Origin of the sequence: Mycobacterium terramassiliense (assembly GCF_900157385.1) — a bacterium.
Lineage (GTDB): Bacteria > Actinomycetota > Actinomycetes > Mycobacteriales > Mycobacteriaceae > Mycobacterium > Mycobacterium terramassiliense.
Map to the genome: position 1 here is coordinate 52,397 of NZ_LT717699.1, position 16,038 is coordinate 68,434.

A 16,038-nucleotide genomic window follows, 5' to 3' on the forward strand; every position below is an offset into this window, starting at 1 on the left:
AAATCGCGCCCGGCCGCCGCGAGCTGCGCAATCCGGCGGCAAATTCAGGCGGTCGTCGAGTGGTAGCCACCGATCGTTTGCCAACGGGTCGCCGCCCAGCCGATCAGCCGAAGAAGGCCGCGGCGTCGTCGTAGCGGCTTTCGGGCACCAGCTTGAGCTGGCGCGTGGCATCCGCCAGCGGCACCCGCCCGATGTCCTGGCCGCGCAGCGAGACCATCTGGCCGTACTCCCCGGCATGGGCGGCGTCGGCCGCGTTGACGCCGAACCGGGTCGCCAGCACCCGGTCGTAGGCCGTCGGAGTGCCGCCGCGCTGGACGTGGCCCAGCACGGTCACCCGGACCTCCTTGTTGATGCGCGTCTCGACCTCGGCGCCCAGCTGCGCCGCGACACCGGTGAAGCGTTCATGGCCGAACTCGTCAATTCCGCCTTCCCGCAAACTGATTGAGCCGGCCACCGGCTTGGCGCCCTCGGCGACCACGCAGATGAAGTGCGAATCCCCGCGCTGGAAGCGACGTTTCACCAGGCGACATACCTCTTCGACGTCGAAGGGCTGCTCGGGGATCAGCGTCATGTGGGCGCCGGACGCCAGCCCGGCGTTCAAGGCGATCCATCCCGCATGCCTGCCCATCACCTCCACCAGCATCACCCGCTGGTGGGATTCGGCCGTGGAATGCAACCGATCGATGGCGTCGGTGGCCACGGTCAGCGCGGTGTCGTGGCCGAATGTCACGTCGGTGCAATCGATGTCGTTGTCGATGGTCTTGGGCACGCCGACCACCGGAACGTTTTCTTCCGAGAGCCAGTGGGCGGCCGTCAGCGTGCCCTCGCCGCCGATGGGGATCAGCACGTCGATGCCGTTGTCGTCCAGAGTTTGTTTGATCTGGTTCAGCCCGGCGCGGAGCTTGTCCGGGTGCACCCGGGCGGTGCCCAGCATCGTTCCGCCCTTGGCCAGCAGGCGGTCGTTGCGGTCGTCGTTCTGCAGCTGGATGCGCCGGTTCTCCAGCAACCCGCGCCAGCCGTCCTGGAATCCGACCACCGACGAGCCATACCTCGAGTCGCAGGTGCGCACCACCGCCCGGATGACGGCATTGAGCCCGGGGCAGTCGCCGCCTCCGGTGAGAATTCCGATCCGCATCTTTTTATCTTGCCTGGGCGGCCCGGCAATGGCGCGACTAACGCGCGACTAAGCCGTCGGCGGCGCGGGCAGCGTGCCGCGGGCCGCCTCGTAGGCGCCTGCCACCCGGTACAGGCGGTCGTCGGCCAGGGCCGGGGCCATGATCTGCAGCCCGACCGGCAGGTCGTCGTCCGGGGACAGCCCCGCCGGCACCGACATGCCGCAGTGCCCGGCCAGGTTCAGTGGCAGCGTGCACAAGTCGAACAGGTACATCGCCAGCGGATCGTCGACCTTCTCGCCGAGCGGGAACGCGGTCGTCGGCGTCGCCGGGGACACCAGCACGTCGACGGATTCGTAGGCGCGGTCCAGGTCGCGGGCGATCAGCGTGCGGACCTTCTGCGCCTGGTTGTAGTAGGCGTCGTAGTAGCCGGCCGACAGCGCGTAGGTGCCGATCATGATGCGCCGCTTGACCTCCGGCCCGAAGCCGGCGGCCCGGGTCAGCGCCATGACCTCCTCGGCGCTGTGCGTGCCGTCGTCGCCGACCCGCAGCCCGTAGCGCATCGCGTCGAAGCGGGCCAGGTTGCTCGACACCTCCGACGGCAGGATCAGGTAGTAGGCGGCGAGCGCGTGATCGAAGTGCGGGCAATCGACTTCGCTGACCTCCGCGCCCAACGCGGTCAACTGCTCGACCGCGGCCTCGAACGACGCGAGCACGCCCGGCTGATAGCCCTCGCCGCGCAGCTGCCGGACCACCCCGACGCGCACGCCCCGCAGATCACCGTCCGCGCCGGCCCTGGCGGCGGCCACGACGTCGGGCACCTCGGCGTCCACGGACGTCGAGTCGCGGCCGTCGTGGCCGGCGATCACCTGGTGCAGCAGCGCGGTGTCCAGCACGGTGCGCGCGCACGGGCCGCCCTGATCCAGCGACGACGCGCACGCCACCAGCCCGTAGCGGGACACCGTGCCGTAGGTGGGCTTGACGCCGACGGTCGCGGTCAGCGCGGCCGGCTGGCGGATGGAGCCGCCGGTATCGGTGCCGATGGCCAGCGGCGCCTGGAACGCGGCCAGCGCCGCCGCGCTGCCGCCGCCCGAGCCGCCGGGCACCCGGTCGAGGTTCCACGGGTTGCGGGTGGGGCCGTAGGCCGAGTTCTCCGTCGAGCTGCCCATCGCGAACTCGTCCATGTTCGTCTTGCCCAGGATCGGGATGCCCGCGGCGCGCAACCGCGCGGTGACGGTCGCGTCGTACGGGGAACGCCAGCCCTGCAGGATCTTGGAGCCGCAAGTGGTGGGCATGTCGACGGTGGTGAACACATCCTTGAGCGCCAGCGGGACCCCGGCCAGCGCCGACGGCAGCGGCTCGCCGGCGGCCACCAACTGGTCGACGGCCGCCGCGGCCGCCAGCGCCTCGTCGGCCGCCACGTGCAGAAACGCGTGGTAGCGGTCGTCGGTCGCCTCGATCCGGTCCAGGCAGGCGCGGGTGATCTCCGTGGACGACAGCTCCCCGGCGGCGACCCGGGCGGCCAGCGTCGCGGCGTCGGAGCGGACGATCTCGGTCACTCGGCATCCCCCAGGATCTGCGGCACGGCGAAGCGGCCGTCGACGGCTGCGGGCGCTTCGGCCAGCGCGTCGGCCTGCGACAGGCACGGCGTCTTTTCGTCGGGGCGGGTGACGTTGACGTCCTTGAGGGGGTTGTCGGTCGGTTCGACGCCCGTGACGTCGACGGCCTGAATCTGGCTGACGTGGGTCAGGATGGCGTCGAGTTGGCCGGCGAAGCTGTCCAGCTCGGGTTCGGTCAGCGCCAGCCGGGCCAGCCGGGCAAGATGCGCCACGTCGTCGCGGGAGATCTGGGACACGACTGGAAAGCCTAGCCGCGAGCGCGAACCCGGCGTCACGCCCATCGCCCGCGGCCGGCTGCGGTCGAAATGCCACGGATACATAGCTGTGCGACAGTGTTGGCCGTGCCGTCGTATCTCTTGCGCATCGAGCTGGCCGATCGCCCGGGCAGCCTGGGCTCGCTGGCGGTGGCGCTCGGCTCGGCGGGCGCCGACATCTTGTCGCTCGACGTGGTGGAGCGCAGCTCGGGGTATGCGATCGACGACCTGGTCATCGAGCTGCCGCCGGGGGCGATGCCGGACCGCCTGATCACCGCGGCGGAATCGCTGCCCAACGTCCGGGTGGACAGCGTCCGGCCGCACACCGGGCTGCTGGAGGCGCACCGCGAGCTGGAGCTCCTCGACCACGTCGCCGCCGCCGGCGACAACGCCTCGCGGCTGAAAGTCCTGGTCAACGAGGCGCCCAAGGTGCTGCGGGTCAGCTGGTGCACAGTGTTGCGCAGCTCGCAGGGGGAGCTGGAGCGCCTCGCCGGCAGCCCGGGGTGCCCGGAAACCAAGGCCGATTCCGCCCCGTGGCTGCCGATCGAACGCGCGGCGGCGTTGGACCACACCGCCGAGTGGGTGCCGCAGGCATGGCGCGATATGGACACCATGATGGTCGCCGCGCCGCTGGGCGACCCGCACACGGCGGTGGTGCTGGGCCGCCCCGGCCCGGAATTCCGGCCGTCGGAGGTGGCCCGGCTGGGCTACCTGGCCGGCATCGTGGCGACCATGCTGCGCTGAGGCTCCGCGCATCACCGAGCCGCGGTGAGGCCACGCTCGATGTCGGCGACGAGGTCGTCGGTGTCCTCAATTCCGAGCGAGAGGCGCGCGAATCCGGCGGCGACGGGGTCGCCCCAGCGCGCCCGGCGGTCCACCGAGGTATGGATCCCCCCAAAGCTGGTGGAGGCAATGAGCAGCTCGCTGCCCTCGACGAAAGCCTGCACCGCGGCCGCGTCGGCCAATTCGAATGACACGAGGGCTCCAAACCGGCGCATCTGCGCGACGGCCACGGGGTGAGCCGGGTCCTCAACCAACCCTGGGTAGCGCACCGTTCGTACCGCCGGATGGCGAGCCAGCCTCATCGCAACCGCCTGCGCATTGAGGCACTGGCGCTCAAATCGCAGCCCGGCGCTTCCCAGGCTGCGCAGTAGCAGCCACGCCTCGAACCCGCCGAGGATCGCGCCGGCGAGCAGCCGTTGGCGTTCGACTGCGGCGGCGAGCTCCGGCTGGTTGGTCGCCACGTATCCGGCCAGCAGGTCACTCTGACCAGAGAGTCCCTTGGTGGCGCTGGCCACCACGAGATCGGCCCCCAATGACAGTGGGCACTGACCGAACGGTGTGGCGGCGGTGTTGTCGACGATCAGGCGGGCTCCACGAGAGTGGCAAATTGTGGCCAACCGCTGGACGTCAACAACGTCCAGAGCCGGGTTGGTGGGGGTTTCGGCCAGCACCACGTCGGCGCCGGCGGCGGCGTCATAGATTTGCGAACTCGACGCCTCGATGACTGCCACGCCCGCGGGCGCAAGGTGTTCCGCGACGAAGCGGCGCACCTGGTAATAGCCGTCGGACGGCACGACTAAAGCGGAACCCGGCCCGGTCAGCCCGCGCAGCGCGGCGCTGATGGCCGCCATGCCCGAGCTGAAGACCACCGCGCTGGTCGCTCCCTCCAGCGCGGCGACCGCCGATTCGACTTGCCGCCAAGTCGCATTGGAGTTGCGGCCGTAGGCATCCAAACCGGAGGTTTCGTCGGCCGACAGGTAATACGTAGAGGCCAGCACCGCCGGAGGCGTCACCGGCTGCCCCGGGATTGCCGGGGAGCTGACGGCCTTGACGCTACGCGTCGAATCGCCGTGCCGACTGCTCATCGCCGGTCACTCTGCAGTCTCAGTCTCAGCAGGCCCGTCGGCCAACAATTTTCGAAATCCGTCCTCGTCGAGGATCGGCACCCCCAGCTCCACCGCCTTGTCGTATTTGGATCCCGGCGCGTCGCCGGCGACGACGTAATCGGTCTTCTTCGACACCGACCCCGCCGCCTTGCCGCCGCGGGACACGATCGCCTCCTTGGCGTCGTCGCGGGAAAAACCCGCCAGCGAGCCGGTGACGACGATGGTCATGCCCTCCAGCGTGCGCGGCACGCTCGCGTCGCGCTCGTCGGCCATCCGCACCCCGGCCGCCCGCCACTTGTCCACGATCGCGCGGTGCCAGTCGACGGTGAACCATTCGGTGACCGCGGCGGCGATCGTCGGGCCGACGCCCTCGACCGCGGCCAGCTGCTCGGTGGACGCCGCCTCGATGGCCTCGAGGTTCCCGAACTCGGTGGCCAGCGCGCGGGCGGCCGTCGGCCCCACATGCCGGATCGACAACGCCACCAACACCCGCCACAGCGGCTTGGCCTTGGCCGCGCCCAGGTTGGCCAGCAGCCGCGCGCCGTTGGCGGACAGGCCGCCGGCCTTCGTCCGGAACAACTCGGTGCGCAGCAGGTCGTCCTCGGAGAGGGTGAACAGGTCCCCCTCGTCGGCGATCGCCCCGGCCTGCAGCAGCGCGATGGCGGCCTCATACCCCAGCCCCTCGATGTCCAGCGCGCCGCGGCCGGCGACGTGAAACACGCGCTCCCGCAACTGCGCCGGGCAGGAACGGGCGTTGGGGCAGCGGATATCGGCGTCGCCCTCCTTCGCGGGGGCGAGCGGGGTGCCGCATTCGGGACACGTGGTGGGCATGACGAATTCGCGTTCGGAGCCGTCGCGCAGGTCGACGATCGGGCCCAGCACCTCGGGGATGACGTCGCCGGCCTTGCGGATCACCACGGTGTCGCCGATCAACACGCCCTTGCGCTTGACCTCCGCGGCGTTGTGCAGGGTGGCCAGCCCCACCGTCGACCCCGCGACCTTGACCGGCGTCATGAACGCGAACGGCGTGACGCGCCCGGTCCGGCCGACGTTGACGCGGATGTCCAGCAGCTCGGTCTGCACCTCCTGGGGCGGGTACTTGTACGCGATCGCCCAGCGCGGCGCCCGCGACGTGGACCCGAGCCTGCGCTGCAACGCCACGTCGTCGACTTTGACTACCACACCGTCGATTTCGTGATCGACGTCGTGGCGGTGCTCGCCCCAGTAAGTGATGCGCTCGAGCGCGCCGCCCACGTTTTCCACCCGGGTGGTGTGTTCGGAGACGGGCAGGCCCCACGCGCCCAGCGCCAGGTAGGCATCGTGCAGGGTGACGGGCCGAAAGCCTTCGGTGTGTCCCACCCCGTGGCAGATCATCCGCAGCTTGCGGCGCGCGGTGACCGCGGGGTCCTTCTGCCGCAGCGATCCCGCGGCGCTGTTGCGCGGGTTGGCGAACGGCGTCTTGCCGTCCTCGACGAGCGCGGCGTTGAGCGCCTCGAAGTCGGCGAGGCGGAAGAACACCTCACCGCGCACCTCGAGGACGTCCGGCACGGGGTAGCCCTTGGCGGGCGTCAGCCGCTCCGGGACGTCGTCGATGGTGCGGGCGTTCAGCGTGACGTCCTCGCCGGTGCGGCCGTCGCCCCGGGTCGCCGCCCGCACCAGCCGGCCTTCGCGATACACCAGCGACAGCGCGACGCCGTCGATCTTGAGCTCGCACAGGTAGGGCACCTCGTCACCGACCTCGCCGCGCACGCGAGCGGCCCACAGCTCGAATTCGTCGGGGCTGAAGACGTTGTCGAGGGACAGCATCCGCTCCAGGTGCTCGGCCTCGGTGAAATCGGTGGCGAAGCCGGCGCCGCCGACGAGCTGGGTGGGCGAATCGGGCGTGCGCAGCTCGGGATGCCGCTCCTCGAGCGCTTCGAGCCGGCGCAGCAGCTGGTCGAACTCCGCGTCGGAGATGATCGGCGCGTCGCGCACGTAGTAACGGAACTGGTGTTCGCGCACCTCGTCGGCGAGTTCGCGCCATTCCCGCCGAACCTCGGGCGCAACCGAGTCCGCCTCTGCTGAAGTCACCTCCGCAGGCTATCGAAGGGCGCCGACGCCAGACGACTTCCACGCCTCGCTGCACGATGTGCCCGCCTCAGAGCGACCATCATCGACGCCACAGCCGGCCGGATCAGCCGTCGCTGTGAGGCGGGTACGACTGGCTCACTTTTCTTCCACGTAGGCTCGCAACCGGTCGACCGCGGCGTCCCAGCGCCGCGATAGCTGGTCGAGGTAGTCACTGGCGCGGGCCAGCGGTTCGGTGCGCACCGTCCAGACGCGCTCGCGCCCGCGCCGCGCGCTGGCGACCAGGCCCGCGGACTCCAGCAGCGCCAGGTGCTTGCTGGCAGCCTGCCGGGTCACCGGAATGGCCTGGGTGACTTGGGATGTCGAGCATGGTCCGACGTCGCAGAGCCGGACGATGATGCGCAGCCGATTCGCGTCCCCCAGCGCGTCGAAGAGCGGCGCGCCGACGGCGCTCATACCCGCGTGCCCTCGAGATACCTGCGCACGAGATCGGTCTGCATCGCCCAGCCCTCGGAATTGGACTCGAACGCCGACGAGCGGCGCGCCGCGGGGATCGCGTCGAAGCCGGACTCGGTGATGGTCAGCAGCACCCCGTCGGGCGTCTCCGCCAGGACGAACTCGACCAGCGTGGTGGGCTCCTGGTCGACGTCCGGCTCGCCCGCGCACGGGTGCCAGCGGTAGGCGAACCGCCGCCGCGGCTCGATGGCGACGATCTGCCACGTGCTGGTCACCCCGGCGTGCGGCTCCTGGCGCTTGGCGACGTCGTCGTCGACCGTCGTCGGGGTGATGGTCGCGGTGACGGGCCGGCCGGCCACGAAGGGCCCGTCGAAGCGGACCCCGAACCAGCGCCCGAATTCCTCGGCCTCGGTGATGGCCCGCCACACCCGGTCCAGCGACGCGCGCAACACGACTTGCTTCTCGATTCGATCAGTGCTCATATGCAACCTCCTGGTTGCCTATCAGTAGATCACGCCCCGGCTGTAAAACGCAACCTTTCGGTTGCAAGTCATGAATCGACCTACGGGACAACGAGTTTGGACGATGTCTGCTAGGTCAGGCCGTCCGAGCCGTTCTCGCCGAAGATTCCCGACGCACCGCCGGCGCCGGCGGTGCGTCGGGAATCTTCGGCGAGAACGGCTCGGACGGCCTGACCTAGCAGACATCGTCCAAACTCGTTGTCCCGTAGGTCGATTCATGACTTGCAACCGAAAGGTTGCGTTTTACAGCCGGGGCGTGATCTACTGATAGGCAACCAGGAGGTTGCATATGAGCACTGATCGAATCGAGAAGCAAGTCGTGTTGCGCGCGTCGCTGGACCGGGTGTGGCGGGCCATCACCGAGGCCGAGGAATTCGGGCGCTGGTTCGGGGTCCGCTTCGACGGGCCCTTCGTGGCCGGCCGGCCCGTCACCGCGACCATCACCCCGACGACGGTCGACGACGACGTCGCCAAGCGCCAGGAGCCGCACGCCGGGGTGACCAGCACGTGGCAGATCGTCGCCATCGAGCCGCGGCGGCGGTTCGCCTACCGCTGGCACCCGTGCGCGGGCGAGCCGGACGTCGACCAGGAGCCCACCACGCTGGTCGAGTTCGTCCTGGCGGAGACGCCCGACGGGGTGCTGCTGACCATCACCGAGTCCGGCTTCGACGCGATCCCCGCGGCGCGCCGCTCGTCGGCGTTCGAGTCCAATTCCGAGGGCTGGGCGATGCAGACCGATCTCGTGCGCAGGTATCTCGAGGGCACGCGGGTATGAGCGCCGTCGGCGCGCCGCTCTTCGACGCGCTGGGGGACGCGAATCGGCTGCGCATCATCGTCCGGCTCTGCGACGTCGGACCATGCTCGACATCCCAAGTCACCCAGGCCATTCCGGTGACCCGGCAGGCTGCCAGCAAGCACCTGGCGCTGCTGGAGTCCGCGGGCCTGGTCGCCAGCGCGCGGCGCGGGCGCGAGCGCGTCTGGACGGTGCGCACCGAACCGCTGGCCCGCGCCAGTGACTACCTCGACCAGCTATCGCGGCGCTGGGACGCCGCGGTCGACCGGTTGCGAGCCTACGTGGAAGAAAAGTGAGCCAGTCGTACCCGCCTCACAGCGACGGCTGATCCGGCCGGCTGTGGCGTCGATGATGGTCGCTCTGAGGCGGGCACATCGTGCAGCGAGGCGTGGAAGTCGTCTGGCGTCGGCGCCCTTCGATAGCCTGCGGAGGTGACTTCAGCAGAGGCGGACTCGGTTGCGCCCGAGGTTCGGCGGGAATGGCGCGAACTCGCCGACGAGGTGCGCGAACACCAGTTCCGTTACTACGTGCGCGACGCGCCGATCATCTCCGACGCGGAGTTCGACCAGCTGCTGCGCCGGCTCGAAGCGCTCGAGGAGCGGCATCCCGAGCTGCGCACGCCCGATTCGCCCACCCAGCTCGTCGGCGGCGCCGGCTTCGCCACCGATTTCACCGAGGCCGAGCACCTGGAGCGGATGCTGTCCCTCGACAACGTCTTCAGCCCCGACGAATTCGAGCTGTGGGCCGCTCGCGTGCGCGGCGAGGTCGGTGACGAGGTGCCCTACCTGTGCGAGCTCAAGATCGACGGCGTCGCGCTGTCGCTGGTGTATCGCGAAGGCCGGCTGGTGCGGGCGGCGACCCGGGGCGACGGCCGCACCGGCGAGGACGTCACGCTGAACGCCCGCACCATCGACGACGTCCCGGAGCGGCTGACGCCCGCCAAGGGCTACCCCGTGCCGGACGTCCTCGAGGTGCGCGGTGAGGTGTTCTTCCGCCTCGCCGACTTCGAGGCGCTCAACGCCGCGCTCGTCGAGGACGGCAAGACGCCGTTCGCCAACCCGCGCAACAGCGCCGCGGGATCGCTGCGGCAGAAGGACCCCGCGGTCACCGCGCGCCGCAAGCTGCGGATGATCTGCCACGGGGTGGGACACACCGAAGGCTTTCGGCCCGTCACCCTGCACGATGCCTACCTGGCGCTGGGCGCGTGGGGCCTGCCCGTCTCCGAACACACCACCCGGGTGGAAAACGTGGGCGGCGCGCTCGAGCGCATCACTTACTGGGGCGAGCACCGCCACGACGTCGATCACGAAATCGACGGTGTGGTAGTCAAAGTCGACGACGTGGCGTTGCAGCGCAGGCTCGGGTCCACGTCGCGGGCGCCGCGCTGGGCGATCGCGTACAAGTACCCGCCCCAGGAGGTGCAGACCGAGCTGCTGGACATCCGCGTCAACGTCGGCCGGACCGGGCGCGTCACGCCGTTCGCGTTCATGACGCCGGTCAAGGTCGCGGGGTCGACGGTGGGGCTGGCCACCCTGCACAACGCCGCGGAGGTCAAGCGCAAGGGCGTGTTGATCGGCGACACCGTGGTGATCCGCAAGGCCGGCGACGTCATCCCCGAGGTGCTGGGCCCGATCGTCGACCTGCGCGACGGCTCCGAACGCGAATTCGTCATGCCCACCACGTGTCCCGAATGCGGCACCCCGCTCGCCCCCGCGAAGGAGGGCGACGCCGATATCCGCTGCCCCAACGCCCGTTCCTGCCCGGCGCAGTTGCGGGAGCGCGTGTTTCACGTCGCCGGCCGCGGCGCGCTGGACATCGAGGGGCTGGGGTATGAGGCCGCCATCGCGCTGCTGCAGGCCGGGGCGATCGCCGACGAGGGGGACCTGTTCACCCTCTCCGAGGACGACCTGCTGCGCACCGAGTTGTTCCGGACGAAGGCCGGCGGCCTGTCCGCCAACGGCGCGCGGCTGCTGGCCAACCTGGGCGCGGCCAAGGCCAAGCCGCTGTGGCGGGTGTTGGTGGCGTTGTCGATCCGGCATGTGGGGCCGACGGCCGCCCGCGCGCTGGCCACCGAGTTCGGGAACCTCGAGGCCATCGAGGCGGCGTCCACCGAGCAGCTGGCCGCGGTCGAGGGCGTCGGCCCGACGATCGCCGCCGCGGTCACCGAATGGTTCACCGTCGACTGGCACCGCGCGATCGTGGACAAGTGGCGGGCGGCCGGGGTGCGGATGGCCGACGAGCGCGACGCGAGCGTGCCGCGCACGCTGGAGGGCATGACCATCGTCGTCACCGGCTCGCTGGCGGGTTTTTCCCGCGACGACGCCAAGGAGGCGATCGTGTCCCGCGGCGGCAAGGCGGCGGGGTCGGTGTCGAAGAAGACCGATTACGTCGTCGCCGGCGACGCGCCGGGATCCAAATACGACAAGGCGGTGGAGCTGGGGGTGCCGATCCTCGACGAGGACGGATTTCGAAAATTGTTGGCCGACGGGCCTGCTGAGACTGAGACTGCAGAGTGACCGGCGATGAGCAGTCGGCACGGCGATTCGACGCGTAGCGTCAAGGCCGTCAGCTCCCCGGCAATCCCGGGGCAGCCGGTGACGCCTCCGGCGGTGCTGGCCTCTACGTATTACCTGTCGGCCGACGAAACCTCCGGTTTGGATGCCTACGGCCGCAACTCCAATGCGACTTGGCGGCAAGTCGAATCGGCGGTCGCCGCGCTGGAGGGAGCGACCAGCGCGGTGGTCTTCAGCTCGGGCATGGCGGCCATCAGCGCCGCGCTGCGCGGGCTGACCGGGCCGGGTTCCGCTTTAGTCGTGCCGTCCGACGGCTATTACCAGGTGCGCCGCTTCGTCGCGGAACACCTTGCGCCCGCGGGCGTGGCAGTCATCGAGGCGTCGAGTTCGCAAATCTATGACGCCGCCGCCGGCGCCGACGTGGTGCTGGCCGAAACCCCCACCAACCCGGCTCTGGACGTTGTTGACGTCCAGCGGTTGGCCACAATTTGCCACTCTCGTGGAGCCCGCCTGATCGTCGACAACACCGCCGCCACACCGTTCGGTCAGTGCCCACTGTCATTGGGGGCCGATCTCGTGGTGGCCAGCGCCACCAAGGGACTCTCTGGTCAGAGTGACCTGCTGGCCGGATACGTGGCGACCAACCAGCCGGAGCTCGCCGCCGCAGTCGAACGCCAACGGCTGCTCGCCGGCGCGATCCTCGGCGGGTTCGAGGCGTGGCTGCTACTGCGCAGCCTGGGAAGCGCCGGGCTGCGATTTGAGCGCCAGTGCCTCAATGCGCAGGCGGTTGCGATGAGGCTGGCTCGCCATCCGGCGGTACGAACGGTGCGCTACCCAGGGTTGGTTGAGGACCCGGCTCACCCCGTGGCCGTCGCGCAGATGCGCCGGTTTGGAGCCCTCGTGTCATTCGAATTGGCCGACGCGGCCGCGGTGCAGGCTTTCGTCGAGGGCAGCGAGCTGCTCATTGCCTCCACCAGCTTTGGGGGGATCCATACCTCGGTGGACCGCCGGGCGCGCTGGGGCGACCCCGTCGCCGCCGGATTCGCGCGCCTCTCGCTCGGAATTGAGGACACCGACGACCTCGTCGCCGACATCGAGCGTGGCCTCACCGCGGCTCGGTGATGCGCGGAGCCTCAGCGCAGCATGGTCGCCACGATGCCGGCCAGGTAGCCCAGCCGGGCCACCTCCGACGGCCGGAATTCCGGGCCGGGGCGGCCCAGCACCACCGCCGTGTGCGGGTCGCCCAGCGGCGCGGCGACCATCATGGTGTCCATATCGCGCCATGCCTGCGGCACCCACTCGGCGGTGTGGTCCAACGCCGCCGCGCGTTCGATCGGCAGCCACGGGGCGGAATCGGCCTTGGTTTCCGGGCACCCCGGGCTGCCGGCGAGGCGCTCCAGCTCCCCCTGCGAGCTGCGCAACACTGTGCACCAGCTGACCCGCAGCACCTTGGGCGCCTCGTTGACCAGGACTTTCAGCCGCGAGGCGTTGTCGCCGGCGGCGGCGACGTGGTCGAGGAGCTCCAGCTCGCGGTGCGCCTCCAGCAGCCCGGTGTGCGGCCGGACGCTGTCCACCCGGACGTTGGGCAGCGATTCCGCCGCGGTGATCAGGCGGTCCGGCATCGCCCCCGGCGGCAGCTCGATGACCAGGTCGTCGATCGCATACCCCGAGCTGCGCTCCACCACGTCGAGCGACAAGATGTCGGCGCCCGCCGAGCCGAGCGCCACCGCCAGCGAGCCCAGGCTGCCCGGGCGATCGGCCAGCTCGATGCGCAAGAGATACGACGGCACGGCCAACACTGTCGCACAGCTATGTATCCGTGGCATTTCGACCGCAGCCGGCCGCGGGCGATGGGCGTGACGCCGGGTTCGCGCTCGCGGCTAGGCTTTCCAGTCGTGTCCCAGATCTCCCGCGACGACGTGGCGCATCTTGCCCGGCTGGCCCGGCTGGCGCTGACCGAACCCGAGCTGGACAGCTTCGCCGGCCAACTCGACGCCATCCTGACCCACGTCAGCCAGATTCAGGCCGTCGACGTCACGGGCGTCGAACCGACCGACAACCCCCTCAAGGACGTCAACGTCACCCGCCCCGACGAAAAGACGCCGTGCCTGTCGCAGGCCGACGCGCTGGCCGAAGCGCCCGCAGCCGTCGACGGCCGCTTCGCCGTGCCGCAGATCCTGGGGGATGCCGAGTGACCGAGATCGTCCGCTCCGACGCCGCGACGCTGGCCGCCCGGGTCGCCGCCGGGGAGCTGTCGTCCACGGAGATCACCCGCGCCTGCCTGGACCGGATCGAGGCGACCGACGACCGCTACCACGCGTTTCTGCACGTGGCGGCCGACGAGGCGCTGGCGGCCGCGGCGGCCGTCGACCAGTTGGTGGCCGCCGGCGAGCCGCTGCCGTCGGCGCTGGCCGGGGTCCCGCTGGCGCTCAAGGATGTGTTCACCACCGTCGACATGCCCACCACTTGCGGCTCCAAGATCCTGCAGGGCTGGCGTTCCCCGTACGACGCGACCGTCACCGCGCGGTTGCGCGCCGCGGGCATCCCGATCCTGGGCAAGACGAACATGGACGAGTTCGCGATGGGCAGCTCGACGGAGAACTCGGCCTACGGCCCCACCCGCAACCCGTGGAACCTCGACCGGGTGCCCGGCGGCTCGGGCGGCGGCAGCGCGGCGGCGCTGGCCGCGTTCCAGGCGCCGCTGGCCATCGGCACCGATACCGGCGGCTCCATCCGCCAGCCGGCCGCGCTGACCGCGACCGTCGGCGTCAAGCCCACCTACGGCACGGTGTCCCGCTACGGGCTGGTGGCGTGCGCGTCGTCGCTGGATCAGGGCGGCCCGTGCGCGCGCACCGTGCTGGACACCGCGCTGCTGCACCAGGTGATCGCCGGCCACGACGGCCGCGACTCGACGTCCGTGGACGCCGAGGTGCCCGACGTCGTGGCCGCCGCCAGGGCCGGCGCGGACGGTGATCTGCGGGGCGTGCGCGTCGGGGTGGTCCGGCAGCTGCGCGGCGAGGGCTATCAGCCGGGCGTGCTCGCGTCGTTCGAGGCCGCGGTCGAGCAGTTGACCGCGTTGGGCGCGGAGGTCAGCGAAGTCGATTGCCCGCACTTCGATCACGCGCTCGCCGCCTACTACCTGATCCTGCCGTCGGAGGTGTCGAGCAACCTGGCCCGCTTCGACGCGATGCGCTACGGGCTGCGGGTCGGCGACGACGGCACGCACAGCGCCGAGGAGGTCATGGCGCTGACCCGGGCCGCCGGCTTCGGGCCGGAGGTCAAGCGGCGCATCATGATCGGCACCTACGCGCTGTCGGCCGGCTACTACGACGCCTACTACAACCAGGCGCAGAAGGTCCGCACGCTGATCGCCCGCGACCTGGACCGCGCCTACGAATCCGTCGACGTGCTGGTGTCCCCGGCGACGCCGACGACCGCGTTCCCGCTCGGCGAGAAGGTCGACGATCCGCTGGCGATGTACCTGTTCGACTTGTGCACGCTGCCACTGAACCTGGCCGGGCACTGCGGCATGTCGGTGCCGGCGGGGCTGTCCCCGGACGACGACCTGCCGGTCGGGCTGCAGATCATGGCCCCGGCCCTGGCCGACGACCGCCTGTACCGGGTGGCAGGCGCCTACGAGGCGGCCCGCGGCACGCTGCCCGCGCCGCCGACGGCTTAGTCGCGCGTTAGTCGCGCCATTGCCGGGCCGCCCAGGCAAGATAAAAAGATGCGGATCGGAATTCTCACCGGAGGCGGCGACTGCCCCGGGCTCAATGCCGTCATCCGGGCGGTGGTGCGCACCTGCGACTCGAGGTATGGCTCGTCGGTGGTCGGATTCCAGGACGGCTGGCGCGGGTTGCTGGAGAACCGGCGCATCCAGCTGCAGAACGACGACCGCAACGACCGCCTGCTGGCCAAGGGCGGAACGATGCTGGGCACCGCCCGGGTGCACCCGGACAAGCTCCGCGCCGGGCTGAACCAGATCAAACAAACTCTGGACGACAACGGCATCGACGTGCTGATCCCCATCGGCGGCGAGGGCACGCTGACGGCCGCCCACTGGCTCTCGGAAGAAAACGTTCCGGTGGTCGGCGTGCCCAAGACCATCGACAACGACATCGATTGCACCGACGTGACATTCGGCCACGACACCGCGCTGACCGTGGCCACCGACGCCATCGATCGGTTGCATTCCACGGCCGAATCCCACCAGCGGGTGATGCTGGTGGAGGTGATGGGCAGGCATGCGGGATGGATCGCCTTGAACGCCGGGCTGGCGTCCGGCGCCCACATGACGCTGATCCCCGAGCAGCCCTTCGACGTCGAAGAGGTATGTCGCCTGGTGAAACGTCGCTTCCAGCGCGGGGATTCGCACTTCATCTGCGTGGTCGCCGAGGGCGCCAAGCCGGTGGCCGGCTCAATCAGTTTGCGGGAAGGCGGAATTGACGAGTTCGGCCATGAACGCTTCACCGGTGTCGCGGCGCAGCTGGGCGCCGAGGTCGAGACGCGCATCAACAAGGAGGTCCGGGTGACCGTGCTGGGCCACGTCCAGCGCGGCGGCACTCCGACGGCCTACGACCGGGTGCTGGCGACCCGGTTCGGCGTCAACGCGGCCGACGCCGCCCATGCCGGGGAGTACGGCCAGATGGTCTCGCTGCGCGGCCAGGACATCGGGCGGGTGCCGCTGGCGGATGCCACGCGCCAGCTCAAGCTGGTGCCCGAAAGCCGCTACGACGACGCCGCGGCCTTCTTCGGCTGATCGGCTGGGCGGCGACCCGTTGGCAAACGATCGGTGGCTACCACTCGACGACCGC

16 protein-coding genes are annotated in these 16,038 nt (G+C 70.4%); 8 read left to right on the plus strand and 8 right to left on the minus strand.

The window, feature by feature from the left end; translation table 11 throughout:
- Nucleotides 1-103: 103 nt before the first annotated feature.
- The 3 genes from MTAB308_RS04335 to gatC (MTAB308_RS04345) are packed head-to-tail and all read right to left on the minus strand — an operon-like array spanning nucleotide 104 to nucleotide 2,967.
- Nucleotides 104-1,135: an ATP-dependent 6-phosphofructokinase gene (locus MTAB308_RS04335; RefSeq protein ID WP_077098291.1), complete on the minus strand. Its 1,032-nt coding sequence runs from the start codon at nucleotides 1,133-1,135 to the stop codon at nucleotides 104-106.
- Nucleotides 1,136-1,183: 48 nt separating this feature from the next.
- Nucleotides 1,184-2,671, minus strand: coding sequence for an Asp-tRNA(Asn)/Glu-tRNA(Gln) amidotransferase subunit GatA (gatA, locus tag MTAB308_RS04340; RefSeq protein ID WP_077098293.1), 1,488 nt, complete (start codon nucleotides 2,669-2,671; stop codon nucleotides 1,184-1,186).
- Nucleotides 2,668-2,967 carry an Asp-tRNA(Asn)/Glu-tRNA(Gln) amidotransferase subunit GatC gene (gene gatC / locus MTAB308_RS04345; protein WP_077098912.1) on the minus strand — a complete coding sequence of 100 codons (300 nt, stop codon included), beginning with the start codon at nucleotides 2,965-2,967 and terminating at the stop codon, nucleotides 2,668-2,670. Before gatC (MTAB308_RS04345) ends, gatA (MTAB308_RS04340) begins: the two co-directional genes overlap by 4 nt.
- 105 nt (nucleotides 2,968-3,072) lie before the next feature.
- On the opposite strand from gatC (MTAB308_RS04345), the gene MTAB308_RS04350 reads away from it, so the two are divergent.
- Nucleotides 3,073-3,729 carry an ACT domain-containing protein gene (locus MTAB308_RS04350; RefSeq protein WP_108637226.1) on the plus strand — a complete coding sequence of 219 codons (657 nt, stop codon included), beginning with the start codon at nucleotides 3,073-3,075 and terminating at the stop codon, nucleotides 3,727-3,729.
- Between the two features lie 11 nt (nucleotides 3,730-3,740).
- Here the strand turns inward: MTAB308_RS04350 and MTAB308_RS04355 are convergent, their stop codons facing one another.
- The 4 genes from MTAB308_RS04355 to MTAB308_RS04370 all read right to left on the minus strand — a co-directional run bounded on the left by MTAB308_RS04355 (nucleotide 3,741) and on the right by MTAB308_RS04370 (nucleotide 7,879).
- Nucleotides 3,741-4,853 carry a cystathionine gamma-lyase gene (locus MTAB308_RS04355; RefSeq protein ID WP_077098297.1) on the minus strand — a complete coding sequence of 371 codons (1,113 nt, stop codon included), beginning with the start codon at nucleotides 4,851-4,853 and terminating at the stop codon, nucleotides 3,741-3,743.
- Between the two features lie 6 nt (nucleotides 4,854-4,859).
- Complete coding sequence (gene ligA / locus MTAB308_RS04360) at nucleotides 4,860-6,944, minus strand: NAD-dependent DNA ligase LigA (protein WP_077098299.1); 2,085 nt, start codon at nucleotides 6,942-6,944, stop codon at nucleotides 4,860-4,862.
- A 135-nt stretch (nucleotides 6,945-7,079) separates the two neighbouring features.
- A complete protein-coding gene (locus tag MTAB308_RS04365; protein WP_077098301.1) occupies nucleotides 7,080-7,397 on the minus strand; it encodes an ArsR/SmtB family transcription factor in 318 nt (105 codons plus the stop codon).
- Nucleotides 7,394-7,879, minus strand: coding sequence for an SRPBCC family protein (locus MTAB308_RS04370; RefSeq protein WP_077098303.1), 486 nt, complete (start codon nucleotides 7,877-7,879; stop codon nucleotides 7,394-7,396). The genes MTAB308_RS04365 and MTAB308_RS04370 overlap by 4 nt, the downstream gene beginning before the upstream one ends.
- Nucleotides 7,880-8,207: 328 nt before the next feature.
- On the opposite strand from MTAB308_RS04370, the gene MTAB308_RS04375 reads away from it, so the two are divergent.
- The 4 genes from MTAB308_RS04375 (at nucleotide 8,208) to MTAB308_RS04390 (ending at nucleotide 12,346) form a co-directional block, all read left to right on the plus strand.
- The gene (locus MTAB308_RS04375) at nucleotides 8,208-8,693 is read left to right on the plus strand and encodes an SRPBCC family protein (RefSeq protein WP_077098303.1); all 486 of its coding nucleotides are present in this window, start codon (nucleotides 8,208-8,210) and stop codon (nucleotides 8,691-8,693) included.
- The gene (locus MTAB308_RS04380) at nucleotides 8,690-9,007 is read left to right on the plus strand and encodes an ArsR/SmtB family transcription factor (RefSeq protein ID WP_077098301.1); all 318 of its coding nucleotides are present in this window, start codon (nucleotides 8,690-8,692) and stop codon (nucleotides 9,005-9,007) included. Before MTAB308_RS04375 ends, MTAB308_RS04380 begins: the two co-directional genes overlap by 4 nt.
- 135 nt (nucleotides 9,008-9,142) lie before the next feature.
- Nucleotides 9,143-11,227: an NAD-dependent DNA ligase LigA gene (gene ligA / locus MTAB308_RS04385; RefSeq protein WP_077098299.1), complete on the plus strand. Its 2,085-nt coding sequence runs from the start codon at nucleotides 9,143-9,145 to the stop codon at nucleotides 11,225-11,227.
- Between the two features lie 6 nt (nucleotides 11,228-11,233).
- Nucleotides 11,234-12,346, plus strand: coding sequence for a cystathionine gamma-lyase (locus MTAB308_RS04390; protein ID WP_077098297.1), 1,113 nt, complete (start codon nucleotides 11,234-11,236; stop codon nucleotides 12,344-12,346).
- An 11-nt stretch (nucleotides 12,347-12,357) separates the two neighbouring features.
- On the opposite strand, the gene MTAB308_RS04395 is transcribed toward MTAB308_RS04390, so the two are convergent.
- Complete coding sequence (locus MTAB308_RS04395; RefSeq protein ID WP_108637226.1) at nucleotides 12,358-13,014, minus strand: ACT domain-containing protein; 657 nt, start codon at nucleotides 13,012-13,014, stop codon at nucleotides 12,358-12,360.
- Nucleotides 13,015-13,119: 105 nt separating this feature from the next.
- Here MTAB308_RS04395 and gatC (MTAB308_RS04400) point away from each other — a divergent pair, with 105 nt between their 5' ends.
- From gatC (MTAB308_RS04400) to MTAB308_RS04410, 3 genes are read left to right on the plus strand one after another with little or no spacing between them, the layout of a single operon-like run.
- Nucleotides 13,120-13,419 (plus strand): Asp-tRNA(Asn)/Glu-tRNA(Gln) amidotransferase subunit GatC, encoded by a 300-nt coding sequence (gene gatC, locus MTAB308_RS04400; protein WP_077098912.1) that lies wholly within the window; start codon nucleotides 13,120-13,122, stop codon nucleotides 13,417-13,419.
- Nucleotides 13,416-14,903: an Asp-tRNA(Asn)/Glu-tRNA(Gln) amidotransferase subunit GatA gene (gene gatA / locus MTAB308_RS04405; protein ID WP_077098293.1), complete on the plus strand. Its 1,488-nt coding sequence runs from the start codon at nucleotides 13,416-13,418 to the stop codon at nucleotides 14,901-14,903. Before gatC (MTAB308_RS04400) ends, gatA (MTAB308_RS04405) begins: the two co-directional genes overlap by 4 nt.
- Before the next feature lie 48 nt (nucleotides 14,904-14,951).
- The gene (locus MTAB308_RS04410) at nucleotides 14,952-15,983 is read left to right on the plus strand and encodes an ATP-dependent 6-phosphofructokinase (RefSeq protein WP_077098291.1); all 1,032 of its coding nucleotides are present in this window, start codon (nucleotides 14,952-14,954) and stop codon (nucleotides 15,981-15,983) included.
- The last annotated feature ends 55 nt before the right edge of the window (nucleotides 15,984-16,038 follow it).